Annotated in this window: 23 protein-coding genes; 10 read left to right on the top strand and 13 right to left on the bottom strand. The window is 62.3% G+C overall.

What is annotated here, in order from left to right; translation table 11 throughout:
- Nucleotides 1-43 precede the first annotated feature (43 nt).
- Nucleotides 44-841 (top strand): hypothetical protein, encoded by a 798-nt coding sequence (locus OPC11_RS02965; protein ID WP_264780960.1) that lies wholly within the window; start codon nucleotides 44-46, stop codon nucleotides 839-841.
- On the opposite strand, the gene OPC11_RS02960 is transcribed toward OPC11_RS02965, so the two are convergent.
- Nucleotides 831-1,736 (bottom strand): A/G-specific adenine glycosylase, encoded by a 906-nt coding sequence (locus OPC11_RS02960; protein ID WP_264780959.1) that lies wholly within the window; start codon nucleotides 1,734-1,736, stop codon nucleotides 831-833. The genes OPC11_RS02965 and OPC11_RS02960 overlap by 11 nt on opposite strands.
- Nucleotides 1,737-1,880: 144 nt before the next feature.
- On the opposite strand from OPC11_RS02960, the gene OPC11_RS02955 reads away from it, so the two are divergent.
- Nucleotides 1,881-2,156: a hypothetical protein gene (locus OPC11_RS02955; protein WP_007977771.1), complete on the top strand. Its 276-nt coding sequence runs from the start codon at nucleotides 1,881-1,883 to the stop codon at nucleotides 2,154-2,156.
- 39 nt (nucleotides 2,157-2,195) lie between these two features.
- Nucleotides 2,196-2,519 carry a hypothetical protein gene (locus OPC11_RS02950; RefSeq protein WP_007977769.1) on the top strand — a complete coding sequence of 108 codons (324 nt, stop codon included), beginning with the start codon at nucleotides 2,196-2,198 and terminating at the stop codon, nucleotides 2,517-2,519.
- Here OPC11_RS02950 and OPC11_RS02945 read toward each other — a convergent pair.
- From OPC11_RS02945 to OPC11_RS02930, 4 genes are all read right to left on the bottom strand, one after another.
- Nucleotides 2,516-2,869 carry a hypothetical protein gene (locus tag OPC11_RS02945; protein WP_264780958.1) on the bottom strand — a complete coding sequence of 118 codons (354 nt, stop codon included), beginning with the start codon at nucleotides 2,867-2,869 and terminating at the stop codon, nucleotides 2,516-2,518. The genes OPC11_RS02950 and OPC11_RS02945 overlap by 4 nt on opposite strands.
- Before the next feature lie 70 nt (nucleotides 2,870-2,939).
- Nucleotides 2,940-3,590, bottom strand: a complete 651-nt coding sequence (locus OPC11_RS02940; RefSeq protein ID WP_264780957.1) for a helix-turn-helix domain-containing protein — start codon at nucleotides 3,588-3,590, stop codon at nucleotides 2,940-2,942.
- Between the two features lie 30 nt (nucleotides 3,591-3,620).
- Nucleotides 3,621-4,952: an aminotransferase class III-fold pyridoxal phosphate-dependent enzyme gene (locus OPC11_RS02935; RefSeq protein WP_264780956.1), complete on the bottom strand. Its 1,332-nt coding sequence runs from the start codon at nucleotides 4,950-4,952 to the stop codon at nucleotides 3,621-3,623.
- Nucleotides 4,953-4,998: 46 nt separating this feature from the next.
- Complete coding sequence (locus OPC11_RS02930; RefSeq protein WP_264780955.1) at nucleotides 4,999-6,270, bottom strand: MgtC/SapB family protein; 1,272 nt, start codon at nucleotides 6,268-6,270, stop codon at nucleotides 4,999-5,001.
- A 93-nt stretch (nucleotides 6,271-6,363) separates the two neighbouring features.
- Here OPC11_RS02930 and OPC11_RS02925 point away from each other — a divergent pair, with 93 nt between their 5' ends.
- Nucleotides 6,364-7,608, top strand: coding sequence for an AI-2E family transporter (locus OPC11_RS02925; RefSeq protein ID WP_232423737.1), 1,245 nt, complete (start codon nucleotides 6,364-6,366; stop codon nucleotides 7,606-7,608).
- Nucleotides 7,609-7,619: 11 nt separating this feature from the next.
- Here OPC11_RS02925 and OPC11_RS02920 read toward each other — a convergent pair whose 3' ends face one another.
- On the bottom strand, nucleotides 7,620-7,892 hold the full coding sequence (locus OPC11_RS02920; RefSeq protein ID WP_007977762.1) for a PadR family transcriptional regulator: 273 nt from the start codon (nucleotides 7,890-7,892) through the stop codon (nucleotides 7,620-7,622).
- Between the two features lie 120 nt (nucleotides 7,893-8,012).
- Between OPC11_RS02920 and OPC11_RS02915 the strand changes: the two genes are divergently transcribed.
- Both OPC11_RS02915 and OPC11_RS02910 read left to right on the top strand, forming a co-directional pair.
- A complete protein-coding gene (locus OPC11_RS02915; RefSeq protein ID WP_007977761.1) occupies nucleotides 8,013-8,291 on the top strand; it encodes an amphi-Trp domain-containing protein in 279 nt (92 codons plus the stop codon).
- Nucleotides 8,292-8,532: 241 nt separating this feature from the next.
- Nucleotides 8,533-10,758 (top strand): glycoside hydrolase family 3 N-terminal domain-containing protein, encoded by a 2,226-nt coding sequence (locus OPC11_RS02910; RefSeq protein ID WP_264780954.1) that lies wholly within the window; start codon nucleotides 8,533-8,535, stop codon nucleotides 10,756-10,758.
- Nucleotides 10,759-11,072: 314 nt separating this feature from the next.
- Here OPC11_RS02910 and OPC11_RS02905 read toward each other — a convergent pair whose 3' ends face one another.
- The 3 genes from OPC11_RS02905 to OPC11_RS02895 all read right to left on the bottom strand — a co-directional run bounded on the left by OPC11_RS02905 (nucleotide 11,073) and on the right by OPC11_RS02895 (nucleotide 12,763).
- Nucleotides 11,073-11,219 (bottom strand): hypothetical protein, encoded by a 147-nt coding sequence (locus tag OPC11_RS02905; RefSeq protein ID WP_171970517.1) that lies wholly within the window; start codon nucleotides 11,217-11,219, stop codon nucleotides 11,073-11,075.
- 86 nt (nucleotides 11,220-11,305) lie between these two features.
- Nucleotides 11,306-12,289 carry a DUF1028 domain-containing protein gene (locus tag OPC11_RS02900; RefSeq protein WP_264780953.1) on the bottom strand — a complete coding sequence of 328 codons (984 nt, stop codon included), beginning with the start codon at nucleotides 12,287-12,289 and terminating at the stop codon, nucleotides 11,306-11,308.
- 48 nt (nucleotides 12,290-12,337) lie between these two features.
- A complete protein-coding gene (locus OPC11_RS02895; RefSeq protein WP_007977756.1) occupies nucleotides 12,338-12,763 on the bottom strand; it encodes a hypothetical protein in 426 nt (141 codons plus the stop codon).
- 291 nt (nucleotides 12,764-13,054) lie between these two features.
- Here OPC11_RS02895 and OPC11_RS02890 point away from each other — a divergent pair, with 291 nt between their 5' ends.
- Nucleotides 13,055-13,771: a TFIIB-type zinc ribbon-containing protein gene (locus OPC11_RS02890; RefSeq protein WP_264780952.1), complete on the top strand. Its 717-nt coding sequence runs from the start codon at nucleotides 13,055-13,057 to the stop codon at nucleotides 13,769-13,771.
- 20 nt (nucleotides 13,772-13,791) lie between these two features.
- On the opposite strand, the gene OPC11_RS02885 is transcribed toward OPC11_RS02890, so the two are convergent.
- The 4 genes from OPC11_RS02885 to glyA all read right to left on the bottom strand — a co-directional run bounded on the left by OPC11_RS02885 (nucleotide 13,792) and on the right by glyA (nucleotide 16,754).
- A complete protein-coding gene (locus OPC11_RS02885) occupies nucleotides 13,792-14,685 on the bottom strand; it encodes a bifunctional methylenetetrahydrofolate dehydrogenase/methenyltetrahydrofolate cyclohydrolase (protein ID WP_264780951.1) in 894 nt (297 codons plus the stop codon).
- A gap of 97 nt (nucleotides 14,686-14,782) precedes the next feature.
- Nucleotides 14,783-14,965, bottom strand: a complete 183-nt coding sequence (locus tag OPC11_RS02880; protein ID WP_264780950.1) for a hypothetical protein — start codon at nucleotides 14,963-14,965, stop codon at nucleotides 14,783-14,785.
- A gap of 283 nt (nucleotides 14,966-15,248) precedes the next feature.
- Nucleotides 15,249-15,419: a hypothetical protein gene (locus tag OPC11_RS02875; RefSeq protein ID WP_175424088.1), complete on the bottom strand. Its 171-nt coding sequence runs from the start codon at nucleotides 15,417-15,419 to the stop codon at nucleotides 15,249-15,251.
- Nucleotides 15,420-15,506: 87 nt separating this feature from the next.
- Entirely contained in the window at nucleotides 15,507-16,754 is a 1,248-nt protein-coding gene (glyA, locus tag OPC11_RS02870; RefSeq protein WP_007977751.1) for a serine hydroxymethyltransferase, read from the bottom strand.
- A gap of 106 nt (nucleotides 16,755-16,860) precedes the next feature.
- On the opposite strand from glyA, the gene OPC11_RS02865 reads away from it, so the two are divergent.
- The 3 genes from OPC11_RS02865 to OPC11_RS02855 all read left to right on the top strand — a co-directional run bounded on the left by OPC11_RS02865 (nucleotide 16,861) and on the right by OPC11_RS02855 (nucleotide 22,060).
- Complete coding sequence (locus tag OPC11_RS02865; RefSeq protein ID WP_264780949.1) at nucleotides 16,861-18,954, top strand: hypothetical protein; 2,094 nt, start codon at nucleotides 16,861-16,863, stop codon at nucleotides 18,952-18,954.
- Between the two features lie 451 nt (nucleotides 18,955-19,405).
- Nucleotides 19,406-20,251, top strand: coding sequence for a DUF5821 family protein (locus OPC11_RS02860; protein WP_264780948.1), 846 nt, complete (start codon nucleotides 19,406-19,408; stop codon nucleotides 20,249-20,251).
- Nucleotides 20,252-20,332: 81 nt separating this feature from the next.
- Entirely contained in the window at nucleotides 20,333-22,060 is a 1,728-nt protein-coding gene (locus OPC11_RS02855) for a YcaO-like family protein (protein WP_264780947.1), read from the top strand.
- The last annotated feature ends 161 nt before the right edge of the window (nucleotides 22,061-22,221 follow it).

Raw genomic sequence — 22,221 nt, 5'->3', positions numbered from 1 at the left:
CGAAATACGTTGTCGGCGAACGTCCGTGTCGAGGTTCCGAACGATGGCCGCGAATCCCCCCGACACGACGACCTTCGAACCCTCCCACACGCTGACGGCTGCAGACTTCCACGGGTCGGCGGGTGCGATTTTCCGACTCGCGCTCGACCGCGCCACCGACGGCTACGTCGGCATCGACCACGACGAACTGGAGATGGACCTCCCGGACGCGCCGCGCTGTCGAACGACGTGGAACGCGGTGCGCGACTCGCTCTCGTGGGTCGATGACGAGCATCCGGGCGCGTGGTATCACGCTTCCCTCCCGGACGCCAGCGCCGAATTCCGCGACCTGTGGTCGCTCGAAGACGGCGACAGCGGCGCCTTCTTCCTCCATACCGTGGTGCTCACCATCGACGACGAGTGGCTCTTTTTCGCCGTGCCACACCACTCGCTCTGCTGGCTGAACGCGCCCGACGAGTCGTTCGTCGATGCGGTGGACGATGCGCTGGCGAAGCACCGGGCTTGCGTCCTGCCGGAGAAAACGCGCGTCGAGTGGACCGGCGATGGTCGAAACTATTCCATCTCCGGCACGTCCCTCTGCGTGGAAGGCGGACGCCTTCGGACCCGCGGCTGCTACGGCCTGTCGAATCTCGAAACCGTGCGCGCGAACGAGGACGAACGAACGCTCTCGCTCACGTGGCAACCGGACCCGATTCCGGGGGCGGTCGGACGGGCGCTGATGAGCGCGATGTCGCTGGTCTACAACCCGCCGGAGCGGTTGCAATTCGAGGACGAAGCGACGTTTCGGGACGCCGAGTCTATCCTCCGAGAAATCATCGAGAAGCGCGACCCTACCGTCTGAGTCGCGCGACCCACTCGTCTCGCTCCTCCACCTCAACCAACCCGTCGTCTGCCAAATCCGAACACAGCTCTCGGAGCCACTCCTCGCCGTAGTCGCCGCCGTAATCGATGCGGACGCGGGGGCCGAGTTTCGAGAGCGGGAGCTCGTCGTACTCCTTCAGAATCGAGACGACGCGACCGCGCATCTGCCGTCTGCTTCCTTCGAATTTGGGTTGCGTGGGCACGTCCGGGGCGGTGAAGTCGCCCGTCTCGTAGGCGTGACACCACTCGCGCCACGGACAGCCCGCAGTGTCACAGGAGGGCGTCTTCTCGCACGCCACCCCGCCGAGTTCCATGACGGCGTTGTTCCAGACGCGCGATTCCCCGTCGGGCATGAGTTCGCTTGCGGCCTCCTCGAAGGCGGCATCGTCGTCCGGTACGTCGAAGGCGCGGTACAGGACGCGCTTGACGTTGGTATCGACCACGGCGTCCCCGTTGTTGAACGCGAACGAGGCGACGGCGTTCGCGGTGTACGGTCCGACGCCCTGCAGGTTCTGGAGTTCGTCCGGCGTCTCGGGGAACGCGCCGTCGTACTCGGAGACGACTTGGTTCGCCGCCTCGTGGAGATACTTCGCGCGGTTGTTGTAGCCCAAACTGTGGGTCGTCCAGAATCCCACGACAGCGGAGCGGTCCGCGTCCGCGAGGTCGGCGGCGGTCGGCCAGCGGTCGAGGAACGCCTCCCACGCCGTGACCACGCGGCCGAGTTGCGTCTGTTGGCTCATCACCTCGGAGACGAGGATGGCGTAGGGGTCGTCCGTCTCGCGCCACGGGAACGTCCGATGGTCGGACTCGTACCACGAAACGAGGGCGTCGCGCACCGCGTCGATGTCGGGAATCGACCACGCCGTGTCGGTCATCAGTGGCGGTTTCGGACGGAGGCGTTTTACGCTAGCGGTTTTCGGAACGTGAACTGCCCCCGTCATCGTGCGGTTCACGACAGTATTTGGCACAGCGGAGTGTAATCTGAAGGCTTATTGCACGGTCGTCGTAATCTCCGCAAGATGCACGTACGGCCCTCCACGCTTTTCCTCATCGGTGTCGCCATCATCGTCGTTCCGGTGGCACCGCTCGTGTTCGCCCGCGGTCCGTCCGTGTGGGTCGCCATGGGTGGGACGTTCATGCTCGCCGGGATGGGAATGTCGCTCCAAGAGAGTCGGGGGAAACGGTCGGCGCGCGAGTCGAGTCCCCAGTCGTATCACTACATCATCTGTCCGAACTGTGACGCCCGTAATTTCGCCAGCAGGGACGTCTGTCGGCTCTGTGAGGAGCGCTTCTAGAACGAAAGCCGTATCCGACTCCCGACCAACCTCACGGCAATGAGTCTGGACGACCTGACGGACGACGTGCAAACCGCCTATTCGTCGCTCGACGAGGAATTTTCCGTCTCGCTCGACCGCGAAACGCGCAACGAACTCGCCATGCTCGGGACCGCGTTCGACACCGACGACCCCGAGGAGATCGTCCGCCGTGCGATACACATGCTGTTTCAGACGACGGTGGAGACGGGCAACCTCGATTTCCACCTCCGAAGCGCGTACGACGTCACGTACGACGAGTATCTCTCGGGGATGACGTTCGAAGAAATGACGGGTGCAGACCAGTTCCCCCAGCGAGACGACGAGCGCCGCTATCAGTTCTAACGGACGAGCCGCACCATCCCGCTCTCACGGTTCCACCGGATAAATTCGGCCGTGTCGAGTTTCGGGAGGTGCGTGTGATAGAGGTTCGTTTTCACGCGCTGACGGTCAAACTCGCTATCGGCCGCGGCGAGGTAGTCGGCCAGTTCCGCGATGGCCACCTCCCGTTCGATTCGGTACAGGTACGCGACGATTTCCTGTCGCGGTTCGGCCGCCAACACGTCGTGTATCTCCGGTGGGATGTGAAGGAGGACTCCCAGCCCGAGGGACTCCACCGTATCGCTGACGGTCGTCGAACGATTTACTGACGCTGTGGCCTCGCTCCGTCGTCGGTCGTTTGGCGCTTCCACCATCGTCTGGTCGGAAGTGTGGGGTGACAAATAGAGAATTGCCTGTTATTACAGCCCTCTTTTACGTGGTTCGTTATCGATTCCCGTCCGCTTCGAGGAGCGCCGCTTCGAGCACGGTTCCGGTTCCGCGCCGAACGCGTTCCGAGACCGACTGCTGTGTGACCCCGAGTTCCGCGGCGAGTTCGGTCAGCGTCACACCGCGGGGGACGTCGAAGTATCCCTCTTCGATGGCCAACACGAGCGTCTCGCGTTGCTCCTGCGTCAGCCCGAACTCTTCGCGTTCGACCGCGATATCCGTCGCGACCCGGTCCAGCGTGTAACGGATGTCGTGGGCCACGCAGTAGTCGTGGAACTCCGACAGCGCGGCGTGGTCGTGGAACCGAAGTCGGAACCGCCAGACTCGATTGCCGGTGGCTTCGAGGATAGTCGCACCGACCGCCGCGATGCCGTGGATGAAACTCTCGACTTCCTCGCTCCATTCGGCCCGGTAGAGGACGCGCCCCTCTATCCTGTCCAACGCCACGAGCGATTGAACGTTCGGGTTGCCACGCACGTCTCGCTCGAACGTCTCGAAATCGGTCCCGATAGCCCAGAAAAACGGGAGTACCTGTTGGGAAGACGGGACGACGCGCTCCAGTTCGACGTGAACGTCGGCGTGAGTATGCAGGGCGGTTCCGAGAACGAACTCCTCACCCGAAATCGACAGATCTGCCATGACGCTCATACGGGAGAAACGTCACGGACGGACATAGCGTTACGCGACGTCCTCGATGGCGTCGAGCAGGATGTTGACACCGAGGTCGATTTCGCGCTCGGTCACGTCGAGCGGCGGGAGGAGACGGAGCGTCTTGTAACCACAGCCGAGCGTGAGGAGGCCGCGAGAGAGTGCGGCGTCGACGACCGCTTCGCGTCGGTCCTTCGTGTCGAATTCGACGGCGAGCATCAGGCCTCGGCCGCGCACGTCGACCACGGATTCCGGCGCGGCGTCGGCGATGAGTTCGCGCGTTTGTCGGCCGCGCTCCTCGGCGTTGGTGAGCAGGTCGTGTTCGTGAATCGCGTCGATAGTGAGCGCTCCTTGGAGCGACGAGAGCACGTCGCCAGCACCCCACGTGGAGGAGAGTCGGCCCTTCTCCTCGGGGAACACGTCCGAGCGCGAGATGGTCGCGCCGACGCGCAGCGCCTTCGCGCTGGTGATGACGTCGGGTTCGAGGTCGAGGTGGTCCACTGCCCACATCTCGCCCGTCCGACCCATGCCGGACTGAATCTCGTCGGCGATGACGTTGATGTCGTAGGTGTCCTGAATCTCGGCGATGTCGCGGATGAACTCGTCGTTCGGGACGCGATAGCCGCCCTCTCCCTGTACCGGTTCGAGGATGATGTAGGAGACCTCTTCGGGGTCGATGACGCCTTGGCCGGGGTCGAGTTTGTCGGCGATGACGTTGCCGCCCGGTCCGTTCGTCTTCCAGCCACACTCACACTGCCCCTCACAGGAGCAGTACGGAACGCTCACGATGCCCGGAATCTCGGGGTAGCCCTTGCGGTGGGCGACTTTCGAGCGGTTGAGCGAGAGCGCGCCGAGCGTCCGCCCGTGGAACGCGCCGTCGAAGTTGAACGCGCGGTGGCCGCCGCGGTTGTAGCTGATTTTGATGGCGTTCTCGACGGCTTCCGCGCCGGAGTTCGACAGGAACACGGTGTCCATGTCGTAGTGACTCGTCACATCGACGAGTCGCTCCATCAGTTGCGTCGGTCCGGGGAACTCGGGGTCCTCCGGCGGCCACCCGCCCGCGGCGTAGAAGTCCTGCCCGGCGATTTTCGTCGGGTCGGGGAGCGGGAACTCGTCGATTTTATCCATGATTTTGGGGTTGTTGTACCCCAGCGGCGCGGCGGCGACGTGGCTGGTAAAATCGAGGAGAACGTTCCCGTCCACGTCGGTACAGAACGGCCCTTCAGCGTCTTCGGTCAGATCCCAGACGAAATCGTAGACGTACGTCGTCGGGGCGGCGAACTGGTGATGGTAGTCTGCCCATTCTCGTGCTTTTTGGCCCGGCATGTCCCGAACCTGTGGCTCGGCCGTTTCTCGGTCCATGTAGCGGGTACGGATAGCCCCATTTTAAAAAGTTCGTTGTGTGCCCTCACACGACAGCGGCGATAGCGGCGACCCCCGCCCCGGCGAGCAGCACCGTACTCCAGACGGCGATTCGGTAGGCGAACGTCCGGTTCGGTGCGGAGATGGTCAGCGCCGCCTTGACGAGGATGCTCGATGCGGTCGCCAGCAGGATGCCGAAGACGGCGGTCTGCTGGCTCAGGTTCCCGCCGCTGTAGAGCGTTACCGCGGAGGCGGTCACGCCCGCGCTCGACACGAGTCCGGAGAGGAGCGCGGTGAGGTAGAATCCGGCCTGTCCGAACTGGCTTTTCGCCACCGCGCCGCCGACCACGACGAGCAGGAAGATGGCGCCGAACCCGAGCGCGTTTCCGAGCGAGAACGGGCTTTCCAAGTCGATGTCCATCTCCTGCGACCAGTCGGCCGTGTAGGCCGCGATGGCGACGCTGCCGACGATGATGGTTCCGAGCGGGATGATGGCACCGTAAAGCGTCTTGTCGGGATTGCCCAGGGTGAACGCCAGCGCGATGACGAGGTTTCGGAGCGCCATCGCGGCGTCGGCGAGGAGGATGGCGGCCACGCCGTAGGTGGCCGCTTCGGGTCGCTGGCGAACGTGGTCGAGCATGGTGCCGACTACCGCGGTCGAGGACGCCAACCCGCCGAAAAAGCCGGTGACCGCGATCCCGCGACCGCCGTACGTCTCGACGACTGCGTAGTTCGCGATGCCGATACCGGCGACGGTGACGACCATCAACCAGATGAGACGGGGGCTCAACGTGACGCCGCCGAACCCGACTTCGCCGGGCGGGAGGAGCGGGTAGATGACGAACGCGAGGATGGCGAACTCCGCGGCGGAGCGGAGTTCCTCGCGTGACATCCCCCACGCGAACGAGTGGAGTTCGCGCTTCAACACGAGCAGGAGCGACGAGACGACGGCGACGGTGACGCCGACGAGGATGTAGCCTTCCGCGACCAGCACGCCGACGCCGAACGTAACGAGCATCGAGACCGACGTTGTGAGCGACAGGCCGGTGTCCTCGTCGTCGTCCATCAATCCCTGTACCGCGAGCAGAATCCCTTGGACGATGACGAGCAGGCCGCCGAGCGCGAGCAACACGTCTTTATTAATGATAGTGAACGCCGCGCCGAGGAGGCTGATGAGCGTGAACGTCCGAATCCCGGCGGACTTCTGGGACCATTCGCGCTCCAACCCGAGGAAGAGACCGAGCGCTCCGGCGAGCGCGATACGGACGACATCGCTGTCCAACGTAGCCGACGCGACCAAAGTTTCGAATCCGGACACTCCCCGTACTACGCCGGTAGTCGGTTAAAAGGGTTGTTGCTATCTCCGTTTCGGGCGCGAAATCTTTAAGCCCGGCCCGCAAACTTCTGTTGTATGGTCTCCGGATGGAACATTGACAAATCCCGTGCGGCGTGGTGGGCCGGTGGTGGGATGCTCGGCCTCGCGGCGCTGTTCGTAATCTACTCGTTTATCGGGACGTTTGTCTTCGGTCTGTTTCTCTACTACGCGACGCGGCCGGTGTATCGGCGGCTCCAGCGACGGATTCGCCCGCGGAGCCTCGCCGCCGCTGTCGCGTTACTCGTGCTCGCCCTCCCCGCGATTTTGCTCGTCGCGTACACCCTCATCATCGCGTTTCACGAACTGACGACGGTCGCGCGGACGGCCAATCTCGGCGCGCTTCCCCAACCGGTACAGCAGTACGGGGACATCTCCAGGCTCGCCCAGAATCCCGAACAACTCCTCGAAAACGCGGACAACACGAAGCTCATCGAGCAGGCGTTCGGTTCGACGTACAAATACCTCGCCTTCGTCGGGAACGCCGCCCTGCATCTGTTCGTGATGATCGCCATCGCGTTCTACCTGCTTCGTGACGACCACAAACTCTCGCGGTGGTTCCATCGGACCTTCGCGGACACCGGCGGCGTCCTCGAAGCGTACGTCCACCGCGTCGATTCTGACTTCAACAGCATCTTCTTCGGCAACATCCTCAACGCCTTCATGACGGGGACCATCGGGGCTATCTCCTACAACCTCCTCGATATGGCGGCCCCGCCCGGAATAGGAATTCCGTACCCGACCGTCGTCGGGTTGTTGACGGGCGTCGCCAGCCTGATTCCGGTCGTCGGGATGAAGCTCGTCTACTTCCCGGTGACCGGCGTCATCGGCGCGGAGGCGTTGATGGCCCGCGACCCAGGCCTTCTCTGGTTCCCGGCCGTGTTCGCGCTCGTCTCGTTCGTCATCGTGGACACCATCCCTGACCTCGTGTTGCGACCGTACGTTTCGGGGCGTAACTTGCACGTGGGGATGGTGATGCTCGCGTACATCTTCGGTCCGCTGCTGTTCGGGTGGTACGGCATCTTCCTCGGACCGATGATACTCGTGCTCGTCGTCCACTTCGTGAAAATCGTCCTCCCGGAACTCATCACCGGAAGCCCCATTCAGCCGTGGGCGGTGGACCCGACGTATCTCCGTGACGGGGAGGAGTTTCCGGAACCGCCGCACGATTCCGCGGAATCGAAAGAAACGGATTCACCGACGGACCCCGACTCGTCAGTGGCCGCCGACGGGATGGCCGTCCAACCGCCGACACCAGGCGAGAGCGACGACGCCGACTGGTAGACCGACGGTGCTTAGTCGATGAACCGCGCTTCCCACTTGCGGCGCGCTTCGATGTGTTCCCGGCCGCGCTCGGTCAGGGCGTAGTAGTTCGTTCGCTTGTCCCGTTTCCCTTTCTCGACGAGTCCGTCCTCGACGAGCGTGTCGAGGTTCGGGTAGAGACGTCCGTGGTGTACCTCCGTCTCGTAGTACTCTTCGAGGTCCTCCTGAATCGCAAGCCCGTGCGGTTCGCCGTGTCCGGCGATTACGTACAGTATGTCCCGCTGAAATCCCGTCAACTCGTGCATCGTCAATATCGCCGATGTGTCTGTTCTCCATAAGGATATCGGTTCCGACAGTTTCGGAGGTCGGCACACGATGTGGTTCGGGGGATTGGACTTATCACCGTCCGCGTCGTTTCTAGTACCATGCCAGAAGAAGTTCTGTTCGAAACCGAGGAAACACAGAGCCGCAGCGACATCGCCGACTATCTCCGAACCGTCGCGGACAAACTCGACGGCGGGGAAGCCATAACGTTGACTGCAGGCGGTCAATCGGTGACGCTCGACCCGCCGAGCCGCCCGTCGTTCGAAGTGAAGGCCGAACGGGAGAGTTCGGCCTCCGGCCGAAACGAACTCAGCGTCGAGTTCGAACTCGAATGGAAGGAAGGGCAAGACGACACGGACGGCACGCTCGAAATCGAGTGACCTGAATCGGCCGCGCTCACCCTCGATAGCGATTTTCGGGTGGCATCGGTAGTCTCCATTTTATCGAGTGTGGTGGTGATTAGTCGGTATTGTTCAAAAAATCCATCCAATCATGGAAAATTAATATTTTGTAGAGAAAAAATTTTATCCACTCACCTTTCTCAGGTTTCGGAGCATGCGAAAGGATACCACAAATGGTTCGTCGCGGCGGGATTTCATGCAGCATTCCGGAGGAATCGCATTGGCAGCGGCCCTCGCGGGGTACATCGGTGAATCGGCGGTTGCCACCGGTCGGACCGCGCCCAGCGACCGGGTGACGAACCTCGTCGACGAGATGACGCTCGAAGAGAAGGTGGGACAGATGACGCAGATGGCCGCCAGCGAGATTCCGTCGGAGAATCCGGCGGAAGCGCTCCGCAACTACAAGCCCGGGTCGCTCATGTATCTGCCGTCGTTCGACCCGAAGGAAGTGGCTCGTGAAAGCAACGTGCGCCAGAAGGCGATGGTCGAGGACACCCGTCTCGGCGTCCCCTTCGTCTACGGCATCGATTCGGTTCACGGCAACAACAACATTCAGGGCGCGACCATCTTCCCGCACAACCACGGCGTCGGCGCGGCGTGGGACGCGGACGCCGCCGAGGAGATGGCGTCGATAACGAGTCGGACGATGCGCGTCACGGGCACGCACTGGAACTTCTCGCCTATCGCCGACCTCCAGCGCGACCCGCGCTGGGGACGATTCTACGAGGGATTCAGCGAGGACCCGTACCTCGCGTCCCAGTTGGTCGCCGCCAAGGTCCGGGGATACGAGGAGCGGACGAACGGCTACAAGCGAACCGGTGCCAGCATCAAACACTTCGCCGGATACTCGGAACCGGCGAACGGGAACGACCGCACGTCTGCTCTGTTGCCCTATCGCACCTTCGCGAGTACCTTCCTCCCGCCCTACGCCGCGGGAATCACCGCCGGAGCGGAGACGGTGATGGTCAACAGCGGATCGTTGAACGGCGTCCCCGCACACGCCTCGAAGGAACTCCTCATCGACATCCTCCGCGACCAACTCGGCTTCGAGGGGATGGTCGTCTCCGACTGGCACGACTTCTTCCGGATGATAAAGGTCCACGGCTTCGCCGAGGACCTGAAGGAGGCGACCCGGTTGGGAATCAACGCCGGTATCGACATGTACATGGTTCCGGCAGCGGGCATCGAGGGCGACGACGCCGAGGGCTACCAGCGACGGCTCATCGAACTCGTCGACGAGGGAAGCGTCTCGATGGAGCGCATCGACGAGGCGGTGACGAACATCCTCGCGTTCAAGGAGAACGTCGGGTTGTTCGACGACCCGTACGCCGAACCCGAGAAAGTAGAGGGCGTCGTCTCCGAGGGCCGTGACCTCGCACGGGAGGTGGCGACGGAATCGATGACCATGCTCACCAACGACGGGACGCTACCGCTCGGTTCCGACACGGGGTCGATCCTCGTCACCGGACCGAGCGCCGACAGCGTGGCGAACCAGATGGGCGGTTGGTCGCTCGGCTGGCAGGGCGTCGGCGACACCGAGCCACCCGCGACCACCGTTCTCGACGGCATCTCCGAGGCGGCACCCGGTTCCACGTCGGTCACGCACGTCCCCACCGGACTGCACGAGTTCTCGAACGAAGACGACGTCCGCGCGGCGGCGGAGTGTGCCGATGTGGTCGTCGCCGTCCTCGGCGAGGGACCGTACGCGGAAGAGCAGGGCGACACGGACACGCTCGCCCTCCCGGACGCACAACGGCGACTGGTCGAGACGGTGGCGGAGACGGGAACGCCGACGGTGGGCGTCATCATGGCCGGTCGGCCGCGCGGCACGTCGGTGTTCGACCACCTCTCGGCGTCGTTGATGGCGTATCTGCCCGGAACCGCGGCGGGACCGGCGGTCGCCGCCACCCTGTTCGGCGACGCCAATCCGAGCGGCCGATTACCGTTCACGTGGCCGAAGGGAACCGGTCAACTGCTCAACCTCCATAACAACTTCCCGCCCGACGAGTTCAACGAGGAGGGCAATACGGAACCGCCACAATCACACGAGACGCCGCTGTTCCCGTTCGGCCACGGCATGAGCTACACCGAGTTCGAGTACGGCAACCTCGAAGTCCGCCCGCCGAAGCTTCCGCAAAAGGCGGCGACGGACGAGCTAACCGTCTCCGTCTCGGTGCACAACACGGGCGATAGGGCGGGCGAAACCGTCGTCCCGGTCTACGGCACCCGCGAGCACGGCGAGGTGCTCTACCCACAGCAGGTCGTCGTCGGCTTCGAGCGCGTTTCCCTCGACGCGGGCGAGACGACTCGCGTCGATATTCGTTCGACGGTGCTCCCGCTCGCCACCGTCCTCGGCGACGTGTTCTCCCGCGGCGAACTGGTCGTCGATACGGGCGAGTATCAGCTTTCGGTCGGCGATATGACCGAAACGCTGACCGTCGTCTGAGCGCTACGATTCGGCGTTCGTTTTCGTCCGCCCGCGGCGCGCGCGGTTCGGTGTCGGTCTCTGTTTCCGGTCGAACGAGAGAAATGACTGGTCGTTGGTATCTGTGGTCTGTACGAAGCAGTCGCTTGCGAGTTTGTTTTCGAAAGGAAAGCGGAACACGCGGGGGCGAAAAGACCCCGCGTACCGCTTGCCGCCCTGAATTGGTCCCCGCTGACGCTTCGGCCCTCCAAAGCGAAGCGTCAACTGCAACAATACGGCGTAATGACTTAAAGGTAACGATTTCGATAACTGCCGTCAACCGGATGGAAAAAAGGTTAGATGTACTCCTCTTCCAGCGTCCACCCCAACGCCCGCTTGTAGTGCGTAAACATCTCTCGGATTCCTTGGTGGTTCATATCGTCGCTTTCGAGCTGTTCTTTGAGGAACTCGTACTGCTCGCGGATCTCTTCTTCGTCGCGCATATCGCGTCGTTTCGTGGTTCTGTCGGTTATGCGTGTCGGCGCGAGAACGGTCGTCGGTCGAAACGCCGCCACCCGGTTTCGTCGCGCTATTTTCTGTCGAGTCGGGACAGGCCGTGCCAGATGGCATCGACCATCCGCTCCTCGCCGTCCCCGTCGGCGTCGTCCCACCCTCGGGCGAGCGCGTCCTCCAGCACGGGAATCGAGTGATTCTCGAAGTTGTTCATCCCCCGGAAGTCTTCGAGGGCGTCGCGTTCGTCGTCGTCGAACGTCCCCGAGGGTGTGCCGTCGAAAAAGCCGAGGTCGGCGAGGGTTTCGGACACCTGTTCCGCCGTGCCGTCGCTCAAATCCCGCGTTTCGTCGGGTTCCTCGCGCTCCAGCAGGGTCACGTCGTAGATTTTGAACACGCGCTCCAGTTCGTCGATGGGCGTCTCGTGGTCGTCCACGCGCACGTCCACCCAACGGTCGTTGCGTCCCTCGTACCCGCCTTGGGGTTTGGCGATGTACAGCGCGGCGCTCTGCTCGCCGCGTTTGTCGCCACCGGCGTCGTTGCCCGCGTGGAGCGCGGCGATGAGCCGTTCGGGGAGGCCGCCTTCGGTTTCCTCGAAGGCGTCCGCCATCGCTTCGAGCGTCTCGCGGTTTTCGAGGATGTTTCCCTGGACGGTGTAGTGCTCGCCTTGGATGTCGCCCGCGTAGTCGAAACAGTCCGCGCCCGTGAACGCCGCGATGGTTTCACCCTCCTCCCCCGCGTCGTCGATACCCTGGTCTCGCATGGCAACCGGCGATTTCACGACGCCGAGTTGCCGCGACTCGAACTCCGGGTCCGCGCCGGTGAGTTCCATCACGACCTCCTTCGCGGACTTCCCCCGTCGGAGGAGATCGTGTCCGTCCGGGCCGTACGCGACGTTGGCGAAGCTTTGGGTGGCGACGGCACCCGCGTCCGCGCTGACGAACGGGACGACGCTCCCGACGCTGACGAACTTCGATTGGACGGCGACGCCGACGGCGTCCTGTTCCGGGTCGCGTGCGACGATGGAGAACGTGGATGGTCGCGGCGCTGATTGTCGTGACATACGCGGGACGAAGCAGTCCATCCCGAAAAGCGTTCACCACCCGGTAACTCAGTTCTCCACTTCGTCCTCCTCGGGAGGGTTCGTCCTTCCGTCGCCGGTATCGCTCTCCTTTCGCGCCGTGAGCGGTTGCCGGGAGACGAGTTCGCAGTCGAAGTCGGGATGTTCGGTGAGGTGATGAACGAGTATGTGCCGTCGTCCGCCGGTCAGTCCCCGTTCGCCCACCGTCTCGGCCGTGAACGTCCCCGGAAGTCGCTCGTACAGGTCCACCAGCGCGTCGAACCGTTCGAACACCTTTCGGTGCCCGGCGGAGTCGGCACCGCGACGCGAAACGACGTAGCTCCCGTCGTCGCGGTGCTCCCCGGCCGTGCGGAAGAACTCGCGGCGTTCGGTCAGCGCCTGACCGAGCGCCTCGCGTAACTGGTCGGCCTCGCGTCTGGAGAGGTCGTGTTTCTCTCCGAAAACGGTCAGCGACACGCCGTCGTCCGTGCTCTCGGCAGAGACTGTCGTCTCTCCGGAAACGAGCGACTCGTTCGACCTGTCCGAACACTCCGCAGAATCAGCAGTACGTGCGGCCGAGAATTTCTCGACCAGCCGCGACGGGGCGACTTACTCTATCCTCCGAGCGAGTTTCACTCGACATGGTGATTGCACGTAGTTCGCCGCCGCTGATAAATCCACGGGGTGGCGAAGTCGGTGGAAGCCGAAGTCAGTGGGAGCGGTGGGTCGCGCGTGAGAGTTTTCACCCCGGAAGCGCAATCGGTGGACATGAAAGTCCGCGGAACCCGCGAGTGTAAAAACTGCGGGACCCAGTGGTCGTACTACGAGACGGGGAGCGTCGCCTGTCCGAACTGCGAGAGCATGCAGAGCGTCGGATTGGACGAAACCCGGATGCAACACACCGACAGTCCGGCGACCCTCGAACTGGCCGAGATACGCGACGCACTGGACCGTGAACCGGCGCGCGAGGTCGCAAACAGGGCGGCCGACGAGGCGGGCGAGTACGTCAGAAAGCGCGGATTCATCAGCGGGGGCGAACTCCTCCCGCTCGACGACACCTACCTCGCGGCGAACGAGCTCCGACACGCCGGACAACTGTTCAGCCGGTCGATGCGGATGACCGACGACGAGGAAATATACTTTTTCTCGCTCCTCCGCGGTGCCGACGAGGGTGAACGCCCGGACGCCCGCGACCTCCCGGAGTCGATTTACGAGGTGCGAGGGCTGGCGGACGCGGAATCGCTCAAAGAATACCACGGTGAGATGGGCGAGTGGGCGAGAGAACACGACGTGGACCGCGAGGGACGGAACACGCTCGAAACCCTCGGCGAACACGTCCGTCGCGCACAGGCGCTCGAAGGCGGAGTCGATATCGACACCGCCGAGGCGCTCGTCTCGGCGGCGCGCGACTTGGCGCGGTATTTCGACGAGGACGATATGGACGCCCTCGCGAGCAGTCGGGACACGCTGTCTCGATTGGCGTAGTCGGGCCGGTACTTCGACGACTAAGGAAGTTCGACTTCGACGTCCGCCTGTTCTCCGGCGGCTTTCACCGTGTTGTAGAGCAACATCGCACGCGTCATCGGGCCGACGCCGCCCGGAACGGGCGTTATCGCGCTCGCTTTCTCCTTCGCGCTGTCGAAGTCCACGTCGCCGACGAGTTCGTAGCCCTTCTCGTTATCCGCATCCACGCGGTTGACGCCAACGTCGATGACGGTCACGCCGTCGGAGAGCATCGACCCGTCGATGAGTTCGGGGACGCCGCAGGCCGCGACGACGACATCCGCATCGCGGGTCTTCGCGGCGAGGTCGTCGGTGCGCGAGTGGCACACCGTCACAGTCGCGTTGCCACCCTCGGCTTTCTGAATGAGGAGGTTGGCGAGCGGTTTGCCGACGATGTTCGACCGACCGACGATAACGACGTCCTTGCCCTCCGGGTCCACGTCCGCCGATTCGAGGAGTTTCTGGACGCCGTGGGGCGTGCAGGGTTTGAAGCGCGGGTGGCCCGCCACGAGCATGCCGACGTTCTCCGGGTGGAAGCCGTCCGCGTCCTTTTTCGGGTCGATGGCGCGGAGGACCTGCCGTGAATCTACGTGGTCGGGAACGGGCATCTGGACGAGGATGCCGTGTACCTCGGGGTCCTCGTTCAGGTCGTCGATGGTGTCGTACAGCTCCTCGGCCGGTGCCTCGGGGTCGATTTCGATGTGAATCCCGTTGATGCCGACCTCCTCGCAGTCGCGCTGTTTCATCGAGACGTACGTCTCGCTCGCGGGGTCGTCGCTCATGAGGACCGTCGCCAATCCCGGCGTCACGCCCTCGTCCTTCAGCGTCTGGATACTCTCGCCGAGGTCCGTTCGAATGCCCTCCGCCACCGCGCGTCCGTCGATGATGTCCGTCATTGTCGAAGAATGCGACTCGAAGCCCCTTCAACATTCGGGTTCGTGCGTATTTCTGGGATTTAAAATACGAATATATGCACGATTGTGTCTATTGGTGTCAGAGGAACTCCGCTTCCTCGCTGTCCATTTCGACAGGAACCGAACACGAATATGTTTTGTCGAGGTATTTCGCGGTTACGTCGATTTTCTTCGGCGTGAGTTCTTTCAACCGGTCGAACGAAACCGACGGTTCCGTAACGGTGCCGTCGGTGTTCCGCCATCGTTGGTGGTATATTTTCACGGCCGTCGTAGCGCCGTCATCGGTAGAACCGATTCCGATAGCGACTCCGGAAATTTTCCCATTCACTCGATTTTCCAATTCCTCCCGGACAGCATCCTTCGCGGCCTCGGCAGCCCGAAATTCGACCCATCTTTCGACTGGCATCGTGCCGTACTCCAGTATTTCATCGCCGGCTCGAACACGCGGAAAGCGAACTAGGTCATCACGTTCGACGTACTCGACGCTCTCGTCATCCACATGTATCGTCACCCGGAGAACGTCCGAATCGTCGGTCATCGGTATGTCACCGACTCGACTGAATCCTATCGACTTGCTCGCGCGGATGGAACTGGTTCGCCGATTCGGTCTGGATTCGAATCCACCCCGGGTAGATGGCGACGGTCACGTCCGCGAGGGACGTTCCGTCGGTGAACACGATGTCGGCACTTTTGAAGCCTGCAAGTTGTTCTGGCATGGTCGAACCTCACGGCGTGTCGAATTAGATGTGTCGCTCGGGAAAAAGAAACGGCCGAGAGCCGCGAATCGTCTTTCGGGAGTCGCGTTACTCGTAGAGCGGGTTCTCGTCGCAAAGCGCCTGCACTTCTTCGGCGACTTCCGCTTTCACGTCATCGTCGTCTATATGATTGATTGTGCGCGCGATGAGGTCGCCGACGCGTTCGATGTCGTCGGCGTCGAAGCCGCGGGTCGTCAGCGCGGGCGTCCCGGCGCGGATGCCGCTGGCGACGAAGGGCGAGCGCGTCTCGCCCGGAACCGTGTTGGCGTTGAGGACGATGCCGACGTCTTCGAGCGCTTCCTCGGCGTCCTTCCCGGTCACGTCCTCGTGGGATTCGCGCAGGTCCACGAGCACGAGGTGGGTATCCGTGCCGCCGGAGACGAGGCCGAAGCCGTGGTTCTGGAACGTCTCGGCCAGTACCTTCGCATTCTCGACGGTCTGGGCGGCGTACTCTTCGAACTCGGGGTCGAGCGCCTCCTTGAATCCGACCGCCTTGCCCGCGATGTTGTGCATGAGCGGACCGCCCTGCATACCGGGGATGACCGCCGAATCGACGGCATCCGCGTACTCCTCGTCGCACATGATGATGCCGCCGCGACCAGAGCGGATGGTCTTGTGCGTCGACCCGGTGACGAAATCGGCCACGCCGACCGGGGACGGGTGTTCGCCCGCCGCCACGAGACCGGTGATGTGGGCGATGTCCGCGAGGTGGTACGCGTCCGCCGCGTCCGCGGCCTCCTGAATCCGCTCCCATTCGACCTGCCGCGGGTACGCGGAGTAGCCGGAGACGATGATGTCGGGTTCGAACTCGACCGCGTGCTCGTATATCTCGTCGTAGTCGAGGTAGCCCGTTTCCGGGTCCACTTTGTACTGTTCTACCTCGTAGAGCTTTCCGGCGAAGTTCACCTTGTGACCGTGGCTCAGGTGCCCCCCGTGGGTCAGGTCGAGCGAGAGGATTTTGTCGCCGGGTTCGAGGACGGCGAGGTAGACGCCCATGTTCGCCTGCGACCCGCTGTGCGGTTGGACGTTGACGTGCTCCGCCCCCCAGAGTTCCTTCGCACGCTCGATGGCGAGGCTCTCGACCGTATCGATGTGCTCACAACCGCCGTAGTAGCGCTCGCCGGGATAGCCTTCCGCGTACTTGTTCGTCAGGGTGCTCCCCTGTGCTTCGAGCACCGCCTCGCTGACGAAGTTTTCGCTAGCGATCATCTCTAATGTGTCGCGTTCGCGCTCGACTTCCGCTTCGAGGGCGTCTGCGACGTCCGGGTCGACCGCCCGGATGTGGTCGTACTCCATGTGAAACACCCGGACACGACGGAGTATAAGTGTACCTTTCGCACAGTACGGATACATCCCCGACAGAAATATAAACTAACAGTGAGATAACGATTCTATTACCGGTATGATCGAATGGGAGGAGACGGAAACAGGGGTTCGTGCGTTCGACCGGACGAAAACCGGCGTTACCATCGGTGCGTCCGATTGGGAATCCGGTGGCGGAGCGAAAGCTATCGACCGTCCGATAGACGTAACGGTCTCCGGTCGTGCGTCCCGACTTTCCTTTCCTCCGAGTTTGGTAAACATCACGAACGTCGAGACGGGGGAGCAGTACAAACACGGTAACGACACCGAACCCCTCGAGCTTTCCACGGGAGAGTACCTCGCAAATATTCACGGGAACATCAAGACGTATCTCCGATTTTCTGGCCCAGCAAGAGTCTACAAAACTGATGATTTTGAGACGTTAATCATCGATTTCCACGAGCGGATTCCGATTACGCTCGGCTTTCGGAGCCATCACGAAGTTCCCGTCGATACGATAACCGTCCCGCCGACCGTCGAGGGGGTAGCGACCGCGATTTCGTACGCCGCTTCGTCGCACAAGACGACCGGCCCGGACAGGTCGTATCCGACCCTCCGCGGACATCCGCCGCGGTTCGAAGTCGGCGAGGAGTTACACATCCCGGACCCGGTGCGCGAGGAGAGAAAGGACAGTGGAATCGAGATGCGGATTCCCGACGACTTGGCGACGACGTTCGTCACCGCACCGCTCGCCTACTATTTGCAAGCGGACGTTCACGTCGAGGAGCGCGATGCACCGATGCTCTCGGTGCCGGAAGCCAACTTCACGTATCACTTCAGTTCGCTTCCGTCGTATCAAACCGAGGTCGCGGATATGCTTCGACGGGTATTCTTTTTGGATTGTCTCGTTCGGAACGCCGGGCCGCACAGTTGGGACCTCGCGGAACTATCCCTGTTGGACGAACTCGACATCGACGCGGCGGCGACCTACGAGGCCACCCCGGGTGAGCAGTTCGTCGAGTACGACCTCCTCGATTTCGCGCGAATCGACGACGACCTCCCCGAGTGGCATCTGGCGATGTACGTCGAACCCTCGGTGGAGAACATCTCGGCGCTCCCGTACCTGCTCGCCAATTTGAGCGCCGTCTACCTCCCGGAATCGACCCCGTTGGAGCGCGACGAACTACTCGACGCCTCCCTCGGTGACTTCTACCGCGATGGGCAACGAGCACCGGAAGTGGCTGCCGCCGGTGGTTCGTATCGAGCGTCGGAGACCGTTTCCTCGGTCGAGCGGGTCAAACCGGAGTTACAACAGGGACAGGTTCACGGTTGGTTGGCGAACGGCGTTCCCATCGACGTGTTCAAGACCGACGTGACCGCCTACGAAAATCGCTTCAAGTACTTCGACCGGTCGAACGGCGACATCGACGTGACGCTGATACTGAACGACGAGATGATGGGCGACGAACACGAGGACGTGGCAGAGATATACATGGAGCGGTCCGAGGAGTTGCCTATCGACGTAACGGTCCGTGAACATCTTTCGCGCGCCGAACTCGCCGAGACGCTCGAAAGTCCGTGCGATTTCGTCCACTACATCGGTCACTGTGAGGAGTCGGGACTACGCTGTACGGACGGTAATCTCCCGGTTTCGAGCATCGAGGAGAGTAACGTCCAGACCTTCTTTCTGAACGCCTGTGGCTCCTACCACGAGGGAATGGAGTTGGTCAGAAAAGGGAGCGTCGCGGGCGCGGTGACGTTCAACAAGGTGCTGAACAAACAGGCGGGAAAAGTCGGCGTTTCCTTTGCACGGCTGTTGATTAACGGATTCAGCATTCAGCGAGCGCTCCAAATCGCTCGTCGGCGGATCATGATGAACAAGGATTATGCCGTCGTCGGCGACGGGACACACCAGTTGACGCAGTGTGCTAGCTTCTTCCCAGTGGTTGGAAAGTTAACGCGACTGGACGAAGACAGATTCCATTTGTCGTGTGATTTGATGACCGAGCGGTTGCCCGGTGGCTACTTCCAACCATACTTAAAGAGCAGCAATACGGGATATCTAGCCGGGAATGACGCAGTATTCTCACTCGATTCCGATGAACTCAAATCCTACCTTCATCACGCAGAAATACCGGTTGTGTTTGACGGTGAGCTGTACTGGTCGGCCGAATTAGTATCGCTTCTCGATTAGGGACCTGCGCTGCCCGCACCGCTTATTAACGGTGAAAAGATTCCTCCGGAATAGACAGTCGTTACGAACATGAGGCCGAATGCTGCGCTGATCGTCCGTGGATGTTCCGTAAGCCACTGGTGGATTTTATCCCGCATGTCGCATGTTGATACTTCACATTCTTACTTCATTCTTTCGGACTGTTCACGCAATATGGAATTGGTAATTAGGTCTTACTCGACGGAATTATGCCGTTATCGTCGTTCGGCAACGCTTGACGGACGGAAAAGAGGCCGATATTGTGCGTTTTGGACACTCTCGCGGCGAAGCTCAGAAATTCACGTTCACTGAAGAGATTTCGGACTTCAGGGTGGTATTATACAAAATAGCCGGTTATAATTACGACGTTGACTAATTGTTCATACTACATAACCTATGATTTCCGTTGATTTCGAACGTTAAAATTAAATAGATGAATCTCGTCCGTCCCACTATGGAAACAAAATCGAACCTCTTGAACCAAAGCGTCCACGAGATCCTTCAGACGGTGATCGATCAAGGCCCCGACGTCATGCTCGTCGTGAATCCATCCGCGAGCGCGATTGAAGACCTTATCGATGCCGCGACGGAGTACGAAGGCGACCTCCCCGAGATGCGCATGCTCGCGGACGAAGGTATCCTCAAAGACGTCATGGAAGACTTCATCATCGCCAGCAACGCCGCCGACCTCATCGACGAGGGCGCGCTCACGCTGCGCACGACGGAGGATTCCTCCGGCAACTCGCTCCTCGTCACCGAGGACGTCGTCATCGCACTCGTCACCGCGGGCGACCGCGTTGGTGGCCTGACCTCCGACGACGACGAGTTCGTGGACGCCGCCTACGGCACGTACACGGACTTCTGGGACGATGCGAGCGACTTCTCGCTCCGTACGCCCCCGATTACGCGCGTCCGCGAGACGCTCGGCGAAGAGATCAGCCCCGAGGCGGAAGACGACTTCAACAGCGTCCTCTCCTCGCTCGAAACCGCTCGCGGTGACGGCGACGGTCTCGACGAAGTGACCATCAGCCTCCTCGTCGCGGCCAAAAACGAGGCGTTGCTCTACGACATCAGCAAGTGGGGCGAGGACGTCGGCATCGCAAGCAAAGCGACGTTCTCCCGAACGAAGACCAAGCTCGAGGACATGGGCCTCATCGGTACCGAGAAGGTCCCCATCGACGTCGGTCGCCCGCGTCTCCGCCTGAAGCTCGCCAACGACGACCTTCAGAACGCGGACACCGACCAGCTCGCTGGCGTCGCACAGAGCATCCTCAACTAAGCGCAGTTCGTCCCGTTTTTTCTCGTCTTCGAGCGGCGGCTATCCGCCGTACTTTTGCCATCCGCACGTCTCGTCTCGTGCATGAACACCGTGCTGGGCGTTGTCGGTCGAGGTCCCGGTGCCGATGCGGTCACGTCGGCGCTTTCGGACGCGGACGGAGCCGTCACCGAACTCGACGCCGATTCCATCGGCGATGCCGATTTCGCCGTCGTCATCGACGAGGTGGGAGCATCCGTCTTCGAACGCGCGAATCGGGCGGAAATTCCGTGGATTGCGGTCGAACTCGGCGGCGTGGGTGGCCGACCGCGTTCCGACGTGAACGCCGCCGTTTCGGGATTTTCCCCGGAAACCGCCTGTTTCGATTGTTTGCGTGCGCGTGTCGCGGCCAACGCGGAGGAAGCCGACGGTACGGGAGGGGACACCCCTGAAACCGCCGAGTACGATGCCGTCACCGAACGGTTCGCCGGTGCGGTCGCCGGGAGGGAGGCGGCGACGCTCGCTGCGGGTGGCGAATCGGCGATACTCGGCGGCGTCACGGAACTCCCGCACGCGGAACGACGACTGCTTCCGGTTCCGAACTGCCCGACGTGTGGGGAACCGCGGGACCGAACGCTCGGCATCGAGTACGAGGAGCGGACGCTGGACGAGGCGGTTTCCCACGCCGAACTGGCGCTGGACGAGCGCCTCGGCGTCATCCGCTCGCTCGGCGAGGTGTCGTCGTTTCCCGTCCCGTACTATCTGGCGACCGTCACGGACACGAACGGATTCAGCGACGCGAGCGCACCGGGACAGTCGGCGGGGGTCGCCGACGGTTGGGACGCGGCGCTCATGAAGGCGTTGGGCGAGGGAATGGAACGCTATTGTGCGGGCGTCTATCGAGAGGACGAGTTCGCGGTGGCGCGGCCGTCCGATCTCGGCAACGCGGTGTCTCCCGCCGAGTTCGTGCGGCCCGCCGGATGGCCCGACGCGAACGACGACGAACTCGCGTGGGTCTCCGGGCGAAATCTGGCGACCGGCGAACTCGTTCACCTTCCGGCCGAGTTCGTCCACTTCCCGCCGCCGTCGGCGCGATTCAAGCCCGCCATAACCACCGGTTTGGGGTTGGGTAACTCGACTGCCGAGGCGATTCTGTCCGGGTTGTACGAGGTCATCGAGCGCGACGCGACGATGCTCGCGTGGTACTCATCGTTCGAACCGCTGGGATTGCACGTCGAGGACGACGGGTTCGAGACGTTGGTAAAGCGAGCACGCGCGGAGGAGTTGGACGTAACCGCCCTGCTCGTCACGCAGGACATCGACGTTCCCGTGGTCGCCGTCGCCGTTCACCGGGACGGAGAATGGCCGAAGTTCGCGGTGGGGTCGGGTGCGGATTTGGACCCGGACGCGGCGGCCCGCTCCGCGCTCGCGGAGGCGCTCCAGAACTGGACGGAACTGAAGTTGATGGGGAAAGAAGACGCCGCGGAGGCGGAGGGGTCCATCGCCCGGTACGCGTCGTTCCCCGGGTCGGCACGGCGCTTCGTCACGCCCGAGACGACGATTCCGAGTTCCAGCGTCGGTTCGCCGGTGTCGGACGGAACGGCGGAGTTGGAAGCGGTCGTCTCGCGGGCGAGCGAGGCGCTTTCGGTGTACAGTGCCAGGGTGACGACGCGCGACGTGGCGTCGCTTGGGTTCGAAGCGGTCCGCGTTCTCGCTCCCGAGGCACAACCGCTGTTCACCGGGGACGCGTTCTTCGGGAAGCGCGCGCGGACGGTCCCCGACGAACTCGGCTTCGACGCGCGTCCCGACCGGGAGCCGCATCCGTATCCCTGACTTCGAACGGACGACGAGAAACGAGCGACGAACGGCGAACGGCGAACGGCAACCGACGAACGATGAGTGACGAGCGTCGCTAGACTCGTGCTACCGAGACACAAGGGTTTTATATCAGTTCTACTCGTAACTCACGACATAGAGGGAGATTAATAGTGCCT

Origin of the sequence: Haladaptatus sp. T7 (assembly GCF_026008575.1) — an archaeon.
Lineage (GTDB): Archaea > Halobacteriota > Halobacteria > Halobacteriales > Haladaptataceae > Haladaptatus > Haladaptatus paucihalophilus.
Note: the sequence above shows the minus strand (reverse complement) of the source record. Positions and strands in the feature narration are given on the sequence as shown.